Here is a 16,282-nt window from a genome sequence, read left to right on the forward strand (position 1 = left end):
ATTCCCGACGGCAACAACGAACAAGGGCTACCCACGGGTAGCCCTTGTTGTATCTTTCTCGTTATAGAGAGGTCAGCATGCTTGCCGGTTACTGACGGGCAAACCGCTCATTCATCTCCTGCACCAGCAGATCGAGCCACTCGTAGCGGCGCCGGTACATGGCCCGCTTCTTGGAGGCGATCTCCTCCAGCGGCTTGCGCGGCTGGGCTTGCAGGGCGACGAAGTTGGCATCCACATCCCGGGCGCCGAATTCCTGCCACAGCTCGTCATAATCGGCCTGCAGGTTGGCTTTTTGCTTGCTGCTGTAGCGCCTAGCCTGAAACACGTGGGCCCGCTTGCGCACCGCCAGCACCTCCGCCGCCCCCATGCTCTGCGCCAGTTGCAGCACCAGCTGCACCAGCAGGGATTTGGGCCGCAGGCCGTGTCCCTCTTTGGTCAGCTCGCGCACCCGATCCTGGGCATTCTCGACCGCAGGCTCCGGCCCCTGCATGGAGCCGATCATCAGAATCAAATGATCGACGCTACCCGCCAGCGAAAAGGCGCAGCTGTAGAGGCGCTGCCCCTCGCCGTTGACGATGGAGAGCGCCAGCTCGGCCTCGCGGCGGAAGGTGCCATCATGGCGCAGCAGAAGGCGGCAGCCACTCTGGGGATAGTGCCCCAACTCGATCCCCTCGCCCAGATAGAGGGGATCAATCAGCTGGGGGTAGCACTCCAGCAGCAACCGATAGTGATTTTCCAGCATCTCGGCCCGTTGACGGGCGCTGGCACAGGCGAAGCGATAGGGACGCATCGGCTTGTCGAGCAGCTCGGGATAAACAGCTGGCAGTGCCTTGAGCGAGTCGCACTGAAACAGGCTGAAGACCCGGCTCAACGACTTGCGATAGAGCAGGCTGCGCAGCACAAACTTGCCGCGATTGAAGGTTTGGCGCTCGCACCCCTCGGGATAGAGGAAGCGGGCCATGGATTTTGCGCAATAGCGCTCCTGCCGGGATAGATACTCCCAGTCTATTGATTTTAAAGTCATTTCTAGTTCTCAAACCGCCTGAACGGCCGCTGATACTAGTAATGACTGCGCAAATATTCAACAGCCTGGAAATATGCTGTTACAACTTCCCCCGGATCGGGGAAAAAAGTATGCTCAGCGCTGGCAATGACTGCAAAAAACCGTGGTACGCTGCCCCATTCTTGTCTCGGTCAGCAGGGTGTGACAGTGGAAACAGGGCTGACCGCCACGGCCGTAGACCTGCAACTGCTGCACGAAATAGCCTGGCTTGCCATCGGCACTGGTGAAATCCTTGAGGGTGGTGCCGCCCTGCCGGATGGCTTCGGCCAACACCCGCTTGATCTCGGCCACCAGGGTTCCCAGCCGCTCGGCGCTGATATTGCCCGCCGCCCGTTTGGGGTGAATACCGGCGGCATAGAGCGCCTCGTTGGCGTAGATGTTGCCTACCCCGACCACCACCTGATTGTCCATCAGGAACTGCTTGATGGCAGTGCTGCGCCCCTTGGCACGCCCCTGCAGGTAATCAGCACTGAAGGCATCGGTGAGCGGCTCGGGCCCCAGCTTGGCGAGCAGCGCGTGGGCTTCGGCCGGTTCCCTGGTCCAGAGCAGGGCGCCGAAGCGGCGCGGATCGTTGAGCCGCAGCAGCTTGCCATTCTCCAGCTCGATATCCACGTGGTCGTGCTTCTCGGCCGGGGTGCCGATATCCAGTACCCGCAGGCTGCCGGACATCCCCAGATGGAGGATGGCGGTGCCGAAATCGGTCTCCAGCAGCAGGTATTTGGCACGGCGGCGCACCCGATGGATGGTGAGGTCCACCAGCTCCTGAATCTCACCGGGGATCGGCCAGCGCAGGCGGCCATCCCGCACCACCACGCGCGTCACCTTGATACCGGTGAGCCAGGGGGAGATCCCCTGACGGCTGACTTCAACTTCTGGCAATTCAGGCATGGGTACCTCACAAGGAAAAGGAACTCAGGGGGCAGGGCGCAGCAGATCGCGATACTGCTCGGCTGTGAGGGCGAGCCAGAGACCGGACGGCAGCTGGGCACCATACTGACCGCTATTCTGATAGAGGCCGATCTCGACCGGATCGTTCTGGCCGGCAATCCACACCTTGATGGTCACCGGCGCACCGCGTACCGCTTCACCGGGGGGTAACAACCAGCCCTGCCAACGTGCCAGACGGGCATCCAGCTGCGCGCTGTCGAGCCCCAGATCCGGCCCGCTGCGCCAGCCCTGACCGATCCGCTCAATCTGCCAGCTCGGCCCCTGCCAGGTGAGCACCACAGCCGCATCAGGCAGCAAGGGGCGAGCCCGCTTGGCGCTATTCTCCTGCTGGGCCAACTCCATACGATGCAACAGGGTGATCACGATCAGCACCACCACAATGATCACGTTATTCCAGCCTTTGCGGCTCAATTTGAACATGGCAAGCCTCCCTTTGAACCGGCAGTGTACTGAATTCGGCGCATAAAAAAACCCGGCACAAGGCCGGGTTTTTGGGAATGCAGCATCAAGTAATTACTTGATTTTGCCTTCCTTGTAGATCACATGCTGACGAACAACGGGATCAAACTTTTTGATCTCCATTTTTTCGGGCATGGTGCGCTTGTTTTTGGTAGTGGTATAGAAGTGACCAGTACCGGCGCTGGAGTTCAGGCGAATTTTCTCGCGAATACCTTTAGCCATGATCTAATTCCTTATACCTTAACACCGCTGGCGCGCAGTTCAGCCAGAACCACTTCAACGCCACGCTTGTCGATGATACGCATGCCTTTTGCGGATACGCGCAGGCTTACGAAGCGTTTTTCACTCTCAACCCAGAAACGGTGAGTGTGCAGGTTCGGCAGGAAACGACGCTTGGTAGCGTTGTTAGCGTGCGAACGGTTGTTACCAACTGCCGGGCGCTTGCCGGTTACTTGGCATACTCTAGACATGTCAGTCTCTCCAAATCTTACTTCATTGCTCGAGCAAATATCTGCCCCGCTGGCCTTCGATTGCGGGGCAAACAGAAGGCGGCATTTTATACAGCATCCGTGATCAAAGATCAACTAATACGGTGCCAGAGCACAGTTATAGCCAACCGCGCTCGGCAAAAGAAACCGTGATGCCATCACCGATCACCAAGTGATCCAGCACTCTGATATCGATCAGGGCCAAAGCGGCCGTGATCCGATCCGTGATCTGGCGGTCGGCCCTACTGGGCTCGGCGACGCCGGACGGGTGATTATGCGCCAGAATCACCGCGGCTGCATTATGTTTGAGCGCGATCTGCACGATTTCTCTTGGCCAGACGCTCGCCGAATCGATTGTGCCGTAAAAAAGCTCAACAAATTGAATGACTCTGTGCTGATTGTCGAGCAGCAGCAGGGCAAACACCTCGCGCGGCCGATCCCGCAGCTGGGCCTGCAGATAGTCCCGGGTCAGCTGGGGCGAGGTGAGGGCATCGCCCCGTTGCAGTTGCTCGGCCAGATGGCGTCTGGCCATCTCCAGCACCGCCTGCAACTGGGCATATTTGGCCGGGCCAAGGCCGTGCGCCTCGCAGAATGCCTGTTGATCCGCCCCCAGCAAGCTGCGCAAAGAGCCGAATTGATTCAATAGGTTGCGTGAAAGATCCACTGCACTCAGGCCATTGATGCCGGTGCGCAGAAAGATGGCGAGCAGCTCGGCATCGGAGAGCGCCGCGGGCCCCTGACGCAGCAACTTCTCTCTGGGGCGTTCATCTTCCGGCCACTCTTTGATGCTCATTTGTCTCTCCCTCATCCCTGTTGAGAAAAAACATAGCAAAAAATTGCGCGCGCCCGACCACACCCCTTGATGCCAACCCCTGTCGTCATCCATTGCCTGTGGTATCTTAGCCGACCAGTCAGAATGAGCCGGATAGAGAAACAGCAGATGAGATTGGCCGATAAACGCATCCTGTTGGGTGTCAGTGGCGGGATCGCCGCCTACAAGAGTGCCGAGCTGGTACGCCGCCTGAAAGATCAGGGCGCCGAAGTACGGGTGGTAATGACCCGCTCCGCCAAGGAGTTCATCACCCCGCTGACCCTGCAGGCGGTCTCCGGCCATCCGGTGGCGGACAGCCTGCTGGACCCCTCCGCCGAAGCGGGCATGGGCCATATCGAGCTGGCCAAGTGGGCCGATCTGGTACTGATCGCCCCCGCCAGCGCCAACCTGATGGCGCGGATGGCTGCAGGCATGGCCGACGAACTGCTGACCACCCTCTGTCTGGCCACTCCGGCGCCCATCGCGCTGGCACCAGCAATGAACCAGCAGATGTATCTCAACGCCGCCACCCAGGCCAACCTCAAGACCCTGGCCAGCCGCGGCATTCTGCTGTGGGGGCCGGATGCCGGCAGCCAGGCCTGTGGCGATGTGGGCCCGGGCCGGATGCTGGATCCCCTCGAACTGGTGGATCGCTGCTGTCAGCAGCTGGCCGCCGAGCCCTTGCTGGCAGGCGTCAAACTGCTGCTCACCGCAGGGCCAACCCGCGAGGCGCTGGATCCGGTGCGCTACATCAGCAACCACAGCTCCGGCAAGATGGGCTACGCCATCGCTCGCGCTGCCCGTGAAGCAGGCGCCGAAGTGACGCTGGTGAGCGGCCCGGTGACGCTAGCTACACCTGCTGGCGTGACCCGTGTCGATGTGGAGAGCGCCGAGCAGATGCATCAGGCGGTGATGAGCCGGGTCGGCGAGTGCGACCTCTTCATCGGCTGCGCCGCGGTGGCCGACTACCGTCCCGAGCAGGTGGCCAGCCAGAAGATCAAGAAAACCGGCGACAACGACCAGATGGTGGTGAAGCTGGTGAAAAACCCCGACATCATCGCGGCCGTCGGTGCCCTTTCAGACAAACCCTTCACTGTCGGATTTGCCGCCGAAACCGTGGATGTGGAACAATACGCCCTCGATAAATTGCAGCGAAAGCGGTTGGACATGATCGCCGCCAACGATGTATCCCGCGAGGGGCAAGGCTTCAACGCCGATGACAACGCCCTGACCGTGTTCTGGCAAGGGGGCCAGGCGCCTCTGCCGCTGGCCGACAAGCTGACGCTGGCCCGTCATCTGGTTGCCCTGATTGCGCGCCACTACCGGCACTGAGCGTCCCGAAAGAACAAGACTCACGGCGCCCCGCCTTGCCAAGAGGGGCGCCAACACAAGATCCAACTGAAAAAGCGATTCATGACAACACAAATTGAACTGAAGATTCTGGATGCCCGTATTGGTACCGAGTACCCGCTGCCCGCCTACGCTACTCCCGGCTCTGCCGGCATGGACCTGCGCGCTCTGCTGGATGCACCGCTGACTCTGGCTCCGGGCGATACCACTCTGGTACCGACCGGTCTGGCTATCCACATCCAGGATCCGGGTCTGTGTGCCACCATTCTGCCCCGCTCCGGTCTCGGCCATAAGCACGGCATCGTGCTGGGCAACCTGGTCGGTCTCATCGATTCCGACTATCAGGGTCAGCTGATGGTCTCGGTCTGGAACCGCGGCAAGGATGAGTTCACCATGCAACCCGGCGAGCGCATCGCCCAGCTGGTGATCATGCCGGTAGTTCAGGCCAGCTTCCAACTGGTCGATGAGTTCAACCAGAGCGAACGGGGTGAAGGCGGTTTTGGTTCTTCTGGTCGCCAATAACCGACCACACCAGCCTGATGGGCGGTGCCTAATAACAGAATCAAGCCATTGTTTTTTTAGGGGAATCCATGGCAAGCAGTAATCAGAAACAGAGTCGGCGCGATCAGATCCTGCAGGCGCTCGCCCATATGCTGGAAACCAGTCCCGGCCAGCGCATCACCACGGCCCGTCTGGCAGCCGAGGTCGGCGTCTCTGAAGCAGCCCTCTATCGACACTTTCCAAGCAAGGCGCGGATGTTCGAAGGGCTGATCGACTTTATCGAGGATTCCCTGCTGTCACGGGTCAATCTGATCATGGCGGAAGAGAAAGACACCATGGCGCGCTGCCACCACATCCTGCAGCTGCTGCTGGTGTTCGCCGAGCGCAATCCCGGCATCACCCGCATCCTCAACGGCGATGCCCTGCTGGGCGAGCACGACCGGCTGCGGGATCGCATCAGCATCCTGTTTGACAAGCTGGAGACCCAGATCAAGCAGGTACTGCGCGAGAAACGGCTGCGCGAGGGGCAGGGCTTCCAGCTCGACGAAACCATGCTGGCCAATCTGCTACTGGCCTATACCGAGGGCCGGATCAGCCAGTTTGTCCGTTCCGAGTTCAAGCTCAAGCCCACCGCCGGCTTCGAGGATCAGTGGCAGTTTATCCGCAGCCAGCTGCTGCAGAGCTGAGCGGCAGCGCTTTTCACCGAGCATGAAGAAGGGAGGCCTTGGCCTCCCTTCTTTTTTGTGGCAGCTTTTTATGGCAGTAAAATAAGCACCAGATGCGACCCGGACTGTCGCGCTGCGATGTTAGATTCATGCGCCATAAACCTTTAGCACCCGAAAGGACATTCTATGGAACCCGAAATCATTACCGAAGCGCAGACCTGGCTGGTCAATAACCAGGGCCTGCTGATCGAGTATGCCGTCAACATCGCGGCCGCCCTGCTCACCCTGCTGGTCGGCTATATCGCAGCCAATCTGCTCAGCGGTGGCGTGGTAAAAGTGATGCAGGCACGCAAGCTCGACACCACAGTCACCCACTTCGTCGGCAGCATCCTCAAGTACGCCATTCTGGTGTTCGTGGTGATCGCCGCACTGGGCCGAGTCGGCGTCCAGACCGCCTCCTTCGTCGCCATCATCGGTGCCGCCGGTCTGGCCATCGGTCTGGCGCTGCAAGGCTCGCTCTCCAACTTCGCCGCCGGCTTCCTGCTGATCATCTTCCGCCCCATCAAGGCGGGCGAGTTTATCGAAGTGGCAGGCACGTCTGGCGTGGTGCAATCCGTTCAGCTGTTCACCACCACCCTCACCTCCGGTGACAACAAGATGGTGGTAGTACCGAACTCCGCCATCCTCAACGGCACCATCGTCAACTACTCGCGCATGGATACCCGCCGCGTCGATATGACTTTTGGTATCGGCTACGGCTCCGACCTGCGCAAGGCCAAGCAGATCCTCGAGCGTCTGGTGAACGAAGAGCCACGCATCCTGAAAGATCCGGCTGCCACCATCGCCGTCGCCGCGCTGGCCGACTCCTCGGTCAATATCGTGGTGCGCCCGTGGGTCAAGACCGGCGACTACTGGGGTGTCTGGTTCGACTTCCACGAGAAGGTGAAACTGACCTTTGATGCCGAAGGGATCGAAATTCCCTTCCCGCAGATGGTGATGCACATGCAAAAACCGCAGGCGTAATCGCGGTAAAGCAGCAACCCACAATGCCAGCCTTCGGGCTGGCATTGTCATTTCTGGCGCGCCATCCGCTGCATAATCAGGCCGGCGGAATGAAAACAATTTCAGAGCCGCGGGCCAGCCCCAATCATGAGCGAGCGCAAGATCCCCCTTGCTTTCGTGACTCATAATCCCGATGTTCTGGTTGTATACTCCCGACGGTTGCCCCATTGCGGTAAAAGACAATCGGTAAAACTCTGTTACACGGGCCGCCCGGCCGGCTCGCTATAATGCTCGGATAATAAGGTTTGGCGGGACCTTGCCTGCAAGGTTCAAACACAACTTGGCATTTCAGGAATCCTATGAAAAACATCAATCCAACCCAAACCCAGGCCTGGCAGGCACTGGAAGCCCACTTTGCAGCAAACAAAGAGACCCGACTCAAGGATCTGTTCGCGCAGGACCCGAAGCGCTTTGACAAGTTTTCCCTTACCTTCGGCGGCGATATCCTGGTTGATTACTCGAAGAACCTGATCACCGAAGAAACCCTCAAGTTGCTGGTTGATCTGGCCAAAGAGACCGATCTTCGCAGCGCGATCGATGCCATGTTCAATGGCGAAAAGATCAACATGACCGAAGGGCGCTCCGTACTGCATGTTGCTCTGCGCAACCGCTCCGACCGCCCCATCGAGTGCGACGGCAAGGACGTGATGCCGGAAGTAAACGCCGTGCTGGCCAAGATGAAGGGCTTCTGCGAGAAGATCATCTCCGGCGAGTGGAAAGGCTACACCGGCAAAGCGATCCAGCACGTGGTCAACATCGGTATCGGTGGCTCTGATCTGGGCCCGGTGATGATCACCGAGGCACTGCGCCCTTACAAAAACCACCTGCAGATGCACTTCGTCTCCAACGTCGATGGCACCCATATCGCCGAGACCCTGAAGAAGATCGATCCGGAAACCACCCTGTTCCTAGTGGCCTCCAAGACCTTCACCACCCAGGAGACCATGACCAACGCCCTGACCGCCCGCGACTGGTTCATCAACATCGCCGGTGACAAGGCCCACGTTGCCAAGCACTTCGCTGCGCTCTCCACCAACGGCAAGGCCGTGGCCGAGTTCGGTATCGATACCAACAACATGTTCGAGTTCTGGGACTGGGTTGGCGGCCGCTACTCCTCCTGGTCTGCCATCGGCATGCCCATCGCCCTGTCCGTCGGTTTCGAGAACTTCGAAGCCCTGCTGCAAGGCGCCTTCGAGATGGACATGCACTTCGCCACTGCCTCCTATGAGCAGAACGTGCCGGTGCTGCTGGCGCTGATTGGCCTGTGGTACAACAACTTCTACGGTGCCGAGTCCGAAGCCATTCTGCCGTACGACCAGTACATGCACCGCTTCCCAGCCTACTTCCAGCAGGGCAACATGGAGTCCAACGGCAAGTACGTGGATCGCAACGGCAAGCCGGTTGACTACCAGACCGGCCCCATCATCTGGGGTGAGCCGGGCACCAACGGCCAGCACGCCTTCTACCAGCTGATCCATCAGGGCACCAAGCTGATCCCCTGTGACTTCCTGGCACCGGCCATCAGCCACAACCCGATCGGTGACCACCACCCGAAACTGCTGGCCAACTTCTTCGCCCAGACCGAGGCACTGGCCTTCGGCAAGAGCAAGGAAGAGGTCGAAGCCGAGTTCCTGGCTGCTGGCAAAACCCTGGAGCAGGTCAAGGATCTGGTGCCGTTCAAGGTGTTCGAAGGCAACCGCCCGACCAACTCCATCCTGTTCAAGAGCCTGACCCCGAAAACCCTGGGTGCCCTGATCGCCATGTACGAGCACAAGATCTTCGTACAGGGCGCAATCTGGAACATCTTCAGCTTCGACCAGTGGGGCGTGGAGCTGGGCAAACAGCTGGCCAACAAGATCCTGCCGGAGCTGGGCAACAACGAGGCTGTCACCAGCCACGACTGCTCCACCAACGGTCTGATCAACACCTGGAAAGCGTGGAAAGCCTGATTTATCCAGCCTTTCTGAATGCAAAAGCCCCGCTCGATGAGCGGGGCTTTTTTATGACTGTCAGGCTGATTTTTCTGGCTGGCCGGTCGGGTGTCCAGTCCGACCGGCGACGGGGATCGTCATCCCCGCCCCTTCATCATTCAGCCCGATGCCGGCTTAACCGCCAACGGCGATACGTTTCATGTCCTTCATGTAGCCACGCAGTACCTGGCCGATTTTTTCGATCGGGTGGTTGCGGGTCGCTTCGTTGGCCGCCAGCAGCGCCAGGTTATCGACATTCTGCCCTTCCGCCTTGCTGGCACCCAGATCGCCTGCTTTCAGGGTCGGCATGAAGTGCTCGCGCAGCAAGGGCACGGCGGCGTTGGCGAACAGGTAGTTACCGTACTCGGCGGTATCGGAGATGACCACGTTCATCTCGTACAGACGCTTGCGAGCAACGGTGTTGGCGATGAGCGGCAACTCGTGCAGGGATTCGTAGTAGGCGGACTCCTCGTAGATACCGGAAGCCACCATGGTCTCGAACGCCAGCTCGACACCCGCCTTGACCATGGCCACCATCACCACGCCATTGTCGAAGTACTCCTGCTCGGCAATCTTGCCTGCGAACGCCGGCGCGTTTTCGAAGGCGGATTTGCCCGTCTCTTCGCGCCAGGTGAACAGTTTGACGTCATCCTCGGCCCAGTCGGCCATCATGCCGCGGGAGAACTCACCAGCAATGATGTCGTCCATATGCTTCTCGAACAGCGGGCGCATCAAGGTCTTGAGCTGCTCGGAAAGCTCGAAGGCGCGCAGCTTGGCCGGGTTGGAGAGGCGGTCCATCATCAGGCTGATGCCACCCTGCTTCAGGGCTTCGGTGATGGTCTCCCAACCGAACTGGATCAGCTTGCCAGCGTAGGCCGGGTCTGTGCCCTCGGCAACCAGCTTGTCGTAGCAGAGCAGGGAACCGGCCTGCAGCATGCCGCAGAGGATGGTCTGCTCGCCCATCAGGTCGGATTTCACTTCCGCCACGAAGGAGGATTCCAGCACCCCGGCACGGTCGCCGCCGGTGGCAGAGGCCCACGCCTTGGCGATGGCCATGCCTTCACCTTTCGGGTCATTTTCCGGGTGAACGGCGATCAGGGTCGGCACACCGAAACCGCGCTTGTACTCTTCACGCACTTCGGTACCCGGGCACTTGGGCGCCACCATCACGACTGTGATGTCGGAGCGGATCTGCTGACCCTCTTCCACCACGTTGAAGCCGTGGGAGTAGCCCAGCGCGGCGCCCTGTTTCATCAGCGGCATCACGGTCTTCACGACGTCGGAGTGCTGTTTGTCCGGAGTCAGGTTCAGCACCAGATCGGCGGTCGGGATCAGCTCTTCATAGGTGCCGACCGCGAAGCCGTTGTCGGTAGCCTTCTGCCAGGAGGCGCGCTTCTCGGTGATGGCAGCCTTGCGCAGGGCGTAGGAGATATCCAGCCCGGAGTCGCGCATGTTCAGACCCTGGTTCAGACCCTGGGCACCACAGCCCACAATCACCACCTTCTTGCCCTTCAGCACGTTGCAGCCGTCCGCGAACTCTTCGCGCTGCATGAAACGACACTTGCCCAGCTGGGCCAACTGCTGACGCAGGTTCAAGGTGTTGAAATAGTTAGCCATGGTGATTGCTCCGTTCGATTGATTCCATGCCGGATGGCGGCGTTGTCTGAACCACTATAGCGCGGGACACTTATTGCCTGAACTGATATATTCGAAACAGTACGTTGCAATAACTGAAACGCTCACCCTTCATAATTGCCTGCTGAATGTACCGCGAGATGGCAGAAACAAGCCGCCAACCGCTGGATATCGGGCACACATGCCGCGCCAGGAGCTGAAAGATGGACCTTCGCAATCTCGAGCTGTTTCTCCACCTCGCCGACTCCCTTCATTTCGGCAAGAGCGCCGATGCCATGGCGGTCAGCCCCTCCACCCTGAGTCGCGCCATCCAGCGACTGGAACAGGAGACCGGCTGCATCCTGTTCGAGCGGGACAACCGCTCGGTGCGGCTCACCCCTGCCGGCGAGAAACTGCGGGAGTTTGGCGGCGGCCTGTTGCAGGAGTGGCGTCAGCTCAAGCAGGAGCTCAAACGCAGCGATGAACCGCTGCAGGGGCGGCTGCGGGTCTTCTGCTCGGTCACCGCCAGTTACTTTCTGCTGCCCGAGGTACTGGAGCGCTTTCGCCGCCGCTACCCCCAGCTGGAGATCAAGCTGGAGACCGGCGACCCGGCGCTGGCGGTGGACAAGATTCTGGCCGACGAGGCCGATCTCGCCATCGCCGCCCGCCCCGATGCCCTGCCCGCCAAGCTGGAGTTCGCCAGCCTGCAGCTGGTGCCGCTGGTCTTTATCGCGCCGCGCAACGCCCCGCAACTGAACCAGTGGTTCCGTCAGGGAGAACCTGATTGGGAGCAGCTGCCAGTCATCCTCTCCGAGCAGGGCTTGGCCCGCAAACGCAGCGATCAGTGGTTTCGCAACAAGGGGATAGCGCCCAACATCTATGCCGAAGTGGCGGGCAACGAGGGGATCGTCGCCATGGTGGCGCTCGGTTGTGGCGTGGGGCTGGTGCCGGCGGCGGTGATCGACCATAGCCCGCTCGGCGACAAGGTGCGGATCATCGACCTCAAGCCCGCCTTCAAGCCATTTGATGTGGGGATCGGGGTGCTCAAGAAGCGACTGGAAGAGCCGCTGATCCGCGCCTTCTGGGATACGGCACAGAACCAGAACTCACTGCGCTGAGACGGGCTGGTAGATGAGCGTCGGGTCGGCCATCATCTTGCGACTCGACAACGGCAGATCAGGGTTGTTCAGCTCGAGGCGCTGCCGCTGGTCGAGCTGCAAACGGCGGATGGTGCTGCCAAACCCCTCCTCGAAGATCCGGTCAAAATCCCCGGTTTGCCGCGCCCGCTGCAGGCCAAGCTCGATGCGCTGCGCCAGCTCCGGATATTTGGGCGAAACAAAGAAGAGCAGCGCCAGCGGATAGCGAAACACCAGATGGGGCTCGATGGCCAGATCCGGGTGCTGTTTCAGCTCATCCTCGACCTCGATGACGGAGCGCAAAAAGCAGTCGAAACGCTGCTTGCGCAACATGTTGAACAGCGCTTCGTAGAGGTTGCCAGCCATCACGTTAAGGCCATTGGCCCTCAGCAACTGGGTGTCAGGCCAGGATCTGTGCTGGCCGATGATGAGCCCGGAGCGGCGCCAGTCGGCCAACGAGTGAATAGCGGCAAAGCGCCCCTCATCCCCCTGCCGGATCAGACAAACCCGCCAGCCGAGCAGCCCTTTGGCCAATGGAATGTGTACCGCCAGCAGATCCCTTTCCCGCTCCTCATCGGGGGCAAACACTCCTACCTGAACCAGCTCGCCGCTGTGCAGCTCTTTCACCGTCCGCCCCTGTTCCATCGGCGGGCTGGAGACCAGCTGGTAGGGGCCATATTCAGGCACCGTCAGATCAAGGGAGAGCCGCAATAACTGCACCACTGCCGGGTTGGGATGCTCCAGCAGCAGATTCCAGGCGCGGATCGACTGCGCGGCAGCCGACGCATCCGCCGCCCACAGCCACAACACCATGCACCACAATCCGACTCGCTTCATTCCCCGCACCATCCAAACGCCATGCTTCTGGTCATACTATAACGCCAGCCAAGGGCCTGATGCGGCGTTCGCTGCCAGATGTGTGAACCTTCTCCTGTCCCGTCTCATGTCAGAAGTGACAATAGGCAAACCGGGCAAGGGATCACAGACTGAATATTCGCCATCATCGAACCACATCAGGGAGGAGCGCCATGAAACAGCATCTGGTCGAGATCAAGGGTTCAACCCTGTTTGAGGAGTATTTGCAGAGCATGGGTCTGCCCAGCACCTTGCTGGACAGGGAGCAGGAGATCTATCTGCAGGAACGCCACCTGGGTGCCATTCGCCGGGTACAGGGGGAACTGCGCTTTTACCTGCGCGCCAACGCCCTCAACAAACGGTGATCGGGAGCCGGTCACAGAACCTGCAACAAAGAGGTATTAGACTGGTATCTTCCCCCTTTCGACGGGAGTGCCCATGAACGCAAGCGGTCTGGATCGGCTGTTCAAACCCCAATCAATCGCCATCATCGGCGCCTCGACCGATCCGCACAAAGCGGGCCATGTCATCGTCCGCCACCTGCTGGCGGGCCACTTCAAAGGGCCCATCCTGCCAGTCACCCCGCGCAGCAAGGCGGTGGCCGGCGTGCTGGCCTATCCCGATATCGCCAGCCTGCCACTGGCTCCGGATCTCGCTATCATCTGCACTCGCCGGGAGCGGGTCATCCCCCTGCTGGAGGCGCTCGGCCAGAAGGGAACAGGCGCAGCCATCATCCTCGCCGCCGATTTTTCACAAGATGAGCGGCAGGAGTTGAAACGGCTCTGCAAGCAATACGGCATCCGCCTGCTCGGCCCCAACAGCATGGGGATGCTGCTGCCCGGTCAGGGGCTCAATGCCAGCTTTTCACCGATTGCCGCCAAGCCCGGGCAGGTCGCCTTTCTCTCACAATCTGCCGCGGTCAGCACCACCATTCTCGACTGGGCCAAGCAGCATGAGCTGGGATTCTCTGCCTTCATCTCCCTTGGCGATCACTGCGACATCGACTTTGGCCAGCTGCTGGATCAACTCTCCCGCGACAGCGTCACCCGCGCCATCCTGCTCTACATGGACAAGCTGCACGATGCCCGCCATTTTCTCTCGGCGGCGCGAGCGGCCTCACGCAACAAGCCGATCCTGGTGCTGAAAAGCGGACGCCACGATCCGGCTCACGGCCTCGACAATGTCTATGACGCCGCCATCCGCCGCGCCGGCATGTTGCGGGTGCGGGATACCCACGAGCTGTTTGCCGCAGTGGAAACCCTCAGCCACTCCATGACCCTCAAGGGGGAGCGGCTCGCCATCATCTCCAATGGCCGCGGGCTGGCCAATATGGCGGTGGATGTGCTGCTGGAGCGGGGCGGTAAACTGGCACGCCCACCGCTCGATATCGGCAGCGATGCCACCATCGCCACCTATCAGGAGGCATTGGACAACCTGCTCGGGGAAGAGGGGATCGATGCCATCCTGATCATTCATGCTCCCTCGCTCACGGCCCCCAGCGCACCGCTGGCCAGCCACCTTATAGCCCACCTGAAACAGCACCCCAAAGCTCGCCGTTTCAATATCCTCACCAACTGGGCAGGCGAGTACTCGGCGCAGGAGGGGCGCAAACTCTTTACCGAAGCGGGCATCCCGACCTACCGTACCCCGGAAAGCGCCATGGCCGCCTTCATGCATATGGTGGAGTACCGCCGTAACCAGAAGCAGCTGATGGAGACCCCCGCTTCCCTGCACGGCAACCAGCTCAATATCGAGCTCTGCCAGCAGCTGATCCGCCAGGCGCAGGAGCGCAAACAGCTGAGACTGGATACCCATCTCGCCCACCCCATCTTGCAGGCAGCCGGGCTCGCAACATTGCCCACCTGGATCGTCACCGACGCCATCGAGGCAACCCTGACTGCCGAGCAGATCGGCTACCCGGTGGCAGTCAAACTCCGTTCACCCGATATCCTGCACAAATCTGCCGTGCACGGTGTGGTGCTCAATCTGCGCACCTCGGCCGAAGTAGCACAGGCTGCCGATGCCATTCTGGACAGGGTGAAACAGCACGATCCCGGCGCCCGTATCGAAGGGCTGCTGGTACAGCGCATGGCACGGCGCAGTGGCGGTCTGGAGCTGCGGGTTCGTATCCAGCAAGACGCCATCTTTGGCCCAGTCATCCTGCTCGGTGAATCGGGCGCGGAGCCACAGGAGATGGTTGCAGCACTACCGCCGCTCAATCAGGCACTGGCCCGTTACCAGATCATCGGTGCGCTCAAAAGTCGCAAGATCCGTGAACATGCCACTCCGGATCGGCTGGATATCGATGCCCTCGGTCAGGTGCTCTGCCAGCTATCCGAACTGCTGCTCGCCTTCCCGCAAATTCAGGAGCTGGATCTTCATCCGCTGCAAGCGTGCGGTGCCGAGATGGTAGTGCTGGATGCCAGCGTGACGCTGGCCGACCCAGCACTTCCACCCGCCAGTCGCCTGGCTATCCGCCCCTACCCGACCGAGCTGGAGGAAGGGGCCTGGCTCAAGGATCAGAGTCATGTTCTGCTGCGCCCCATTCGCCCGGAAGATGAACCGGCTCACAAACAGTTCGTGCTGCAGGTTTCCGATGAGGACAGGTACAAACGCTTCTTCGCCGACGTGGGTGAGCTGGGTCACGAAGAGTTGGCCCGCATGACCCAGATCGATTACGACCGCGAAATGGCCTTTGTCGCCGTAGGGCAGGATGGGGAGCGCAAAGATCAGATTCTCGGGGTGGTGCGCGCCATCTCGACGCCGGATCTCAGCGATGCCGAATTTGCCATTCTGGTTCGTTCCGACCTGAAAGGGCTGGGGCTCGGCAAGCTGATGATGGAGAAGATCATCCGCTACGCCGACGAACAGGGCATTGGCCAGCTCTCCGGCATGACCATGCCCAGCAATCGCGGTATGGTGACCCTCGCCAAGCGACTCGGCTTTACCATTGATGTCCAGATGGAAGAGGGAGTGGTCAATATGGCTCTTACCTGTGGGGCTGGAGTCCGGTGATGGCGATGCGTGGAAGCGAGTAATCCAGCACAAATGGTTGCGAATCATCCGAAAAATCACTGTGATTACACACCAAAAGGAGGGAATAGCGGGCCTGTCAGCGGCCCTCCCTCAGGCAAGAACCACTGTTCAGTGGCTTCTGGATGCTGAAAATGCCAAAGCCCGGTCTGATAACCGGGCTTTGGTATCTATTCTGGCGTGCAACGCTGTGGCCAATCGGCAAATCGCCCATAGCAAAAAGGCCTTCCCAATCGGGAAGGCCTTCTATTTAGTGGCGGAGCGGACGGGACTCGAACCCGCGACCCCCGGCGTGACAGGCCGGTATTCTAACCGACTGAACTACCG

General features: G+C 60.3%; 16 protein-coding genes. 8 read left to right on the forward strand and 8 right to left on the reverse strand.

Going from position 1 to position 16,282, the window contains the following annotated elements; genetic code table 11:
• Nucleotides 1–88 precede the first annotated feature (88 nt).
• The 6 genes from G5533_RS19825 to radC all read right to left on the reverse strand — a co-directional run bounded on the left by G5533_RS19825 (nt 89) and on the right by radC (nt 3,751).
• Nucleotides 89–1,024 (reverse strand): VirK/YbjX family protein, encoded by a 936-nt coding sequence (locus tag G5533_RS19825; RefSeq protein ID WP_441255238.1) that lies wholly within the window; start codon nt 1,022–1,024, stop codon nt 89–91.
• 114 nt (nt 1,025–1,138) lie between these two features.
• Nucleotides 1,139–1,951 carry a bifunctional DNA-formamidopyrimidine glycosylase/DNA-(apurinic or apyrimidinic site) lyase gene (mutM, locus tag G5533_RS19830; RefSeq protein ID WP_005357390.1) on the reverse strand — a complete coding sequence of 271 codons (813 nt, stop codon included), beginning with the start codon at nt 1,949–1,951 and terminating at the stop codon, nt 1,139–1,141.
• Nucleotides 1,952–1,975: 24 nt separating this feature from the next.
• The gene (locus G5533_RS19835; protein ID WP_216952392.1) at nt 1,976–2,431 is read right to left on the reverse strand and encodes a hypothetical protein; all 456 of its coding nucleotides are present in this window, start codon (nt 2,429–2,431) and stop codon (nt 1,976–1,978) included.
• 93 nt (nt 2,432–2,524) lie between these two features.
• The gene (gene rpmG / locus G5533_RS19840) at nt 2,525–2,692 is read right to left on the reverse strand and encodes a 50S ribosomal protein L33 (protein ID WP_005307500.1); all 168 of its coding nucleotides are present in this window, start codon (nt 2,690–2,692) and stop codon (nt 2,525–2,527) included.
• An 11-nt stretch (nt 2,693–2,703) separates the two neighbouring features.
• Entirely contained in the window at nt 2,704–2,940 is a 237-nt protein-coding gene (gene rpmB / locus G5533_RS19845) for a 50S ribosomal protein L28 (RefSeq protein ID WP_005307492.1), read from the reverse strand.
• 136 nt (nt 2,941–3,076) lie between these two features.
• Nucleotides 3,077–3,751 (reverse strand): RadC family protein, encoded by a 675-nt coding sequence (gene radC, locus G5533_RS19850; RefSeq protein WP_441255239.1) that lies wholly within the window; start codon nt 3,749–3,751, stop codon nt 3,077–3,079.
• 147 nt (nt 3,752–3,898) lie between these two features.
• Here radC and coaBC point away from each other — a divergent pair, with 147 nt between their 5' ends.
• The 5 genes from coaBC to pgi all read left to right on the forward strand — a co-directional run bounded on the left by coaBC (nt 3,899) and on the right by pgi (nt 9,296).
• Entirely contained in the window at nt 3,899–5,101 is a 1,203-nt protein-coding gene (coaBC, locus tag G5533_RS19855) for a bifunctional phosphopantothenoylcysteine decarboxylase/phosphopantothenate--cysteine ligase CoaBC (protein WP_421255868.1), read from the forward strand.
• Between the two features lie 81 nt (nt 5,102–5,182).
• Nucleotides 5,183–5,641 carry a dUTP diphosphatase gene (gene dut / locus G5533_RS19860; RefSeq protein ID WP_005339498.1) on the forward strand — a complete coding sequence of 153 codons (459 nt, stop codon included), beginning with the start codon at nt 5,183–5,185 and terminating at the stop codon, nt 5,639–5,641.
• 68 nt (nt 5,642–5,709) lie between these two features.
• Entirely contained in the window at nt 5,710–6,306 is a 597-nt protein-coding gene (slmA, locus tag G5533_RS19865) for a nucleoid occlusion factor SlmA (protein WP_005339495.1), read from the forward strand.
• A 165-nt stretch (nt 6,307–6,471) separates the two neighbouring features.
• Entirely contained in the window at nt 6,472–7,308 is an 837-nt protein-coding gene (locus G5533_RS19870) for a mechanosensitive ion channel domain-containing protein (RefSeq protein ID WP_041210774.1), read from the forward strand.
• A gap of 338 nt (nt 7,309–7,646) precedes the next feature.
• Nucleotides 7,647–9,296: a glucose-6-phosphate isomerase gene (gene pgi / locus G5533_RS19875; RefSeq protein WP_139477812.1), complete on the forward strand. Its 1,650-nt coding sequence runs from the start codon at nt 7,647–7,649 to the stop codon at nt 9,294–9,296.
• A 156-nt stretch (nt 9,297–9,452) separates the two neighbouring features.
• Here pgi and ilvC read toward each other — a convergent pair whose 3' ends face one another.
• Nucleotides 9,453–10,934, reverse strand: coding sequence for a ketol-acid reductoisomerase (ilvC, locus tag G5533_RS19880; protein WP_216959951.1), 1,482 nt, complete (start codon nt 10,932–10,934; stop codon nt 9,453–9,455).
• Between the two features lie 221 nt (nt 10,935–11,155).
• Here ilvC and ilvY point away from each other — a divergent pair, with 221 nt between their 5' ends.
• Nucleotides 11,156–12,049, forward strand: a complete 894-nt coding sequence (ilvY, locus tag G5533_RS19885; protein ID WP_005339488.1) for an HTH-type transcriptional activator IlvY — start codon at nt 11,156–11,158, stop codon at nt 12,047–12,049.
• Here ilvY and G5533_RS19890 read toward each other — a convergent pair.
• Nucleotides 12,038–12,904, reverse strand: coding sequence for a hypothetical protein (locus G5533_RS19890; RefSeq protein ID WP_198505594.1), 867 nt, complete (start codon nt 12,902–12,904; stop codon nt 12,038–12,040). The genes ilvY and G5533_RS19890 overlap by 12 nt on opposite strands.
• 191 nt (nt 12,905–13,095) lie before the next feature.
• Here G5533_RS19890 and G5533_RS19895 point away from each other — a divergent pair, with 191 nt between their 5' ends.
• Together G5533_RS19895 and G5533_RS19900 are read left to right on the forward strand one after the other, a co-directional pair.
• Nucleotides 13,096–13,287, forward strand: coding sequence for a hypothetical protein (locus G5533_RS19895; RefSeq protein ID WP_019446537.1), 192 nt, complete (start codon nt 13,096–13,098; stop codon nt 13,285–13,287).
• 73 nt (nt 13,288–13,360) lie between these two features.
• Nucleotides 13,361–15,937, forward strand: coding sequence for a bifunctional acetate--CoA ligase family protein/GNAT family N-acetyltransferase (locus tag G5533_RS19900; RefSeq protein WP_421255869.1), 2,577 nt, complete (start codon nt 13,361–13,363; stop codon nt 15,935–15,937).
• The last annotated feature ends 345 nt before the right edge of the window (nt 15,938–16,282 follow it).

Source organism: Aeromonas sp. A600620 (assembly GCF_029479985.1).
Classification (GTDB): domain Bacteria; phylum Pseudomonadota; class Gammaproteobacteria; order Enterobacterales; family Aeromonadaceae; genus Aeromonas; species Aeromonas veronii_A.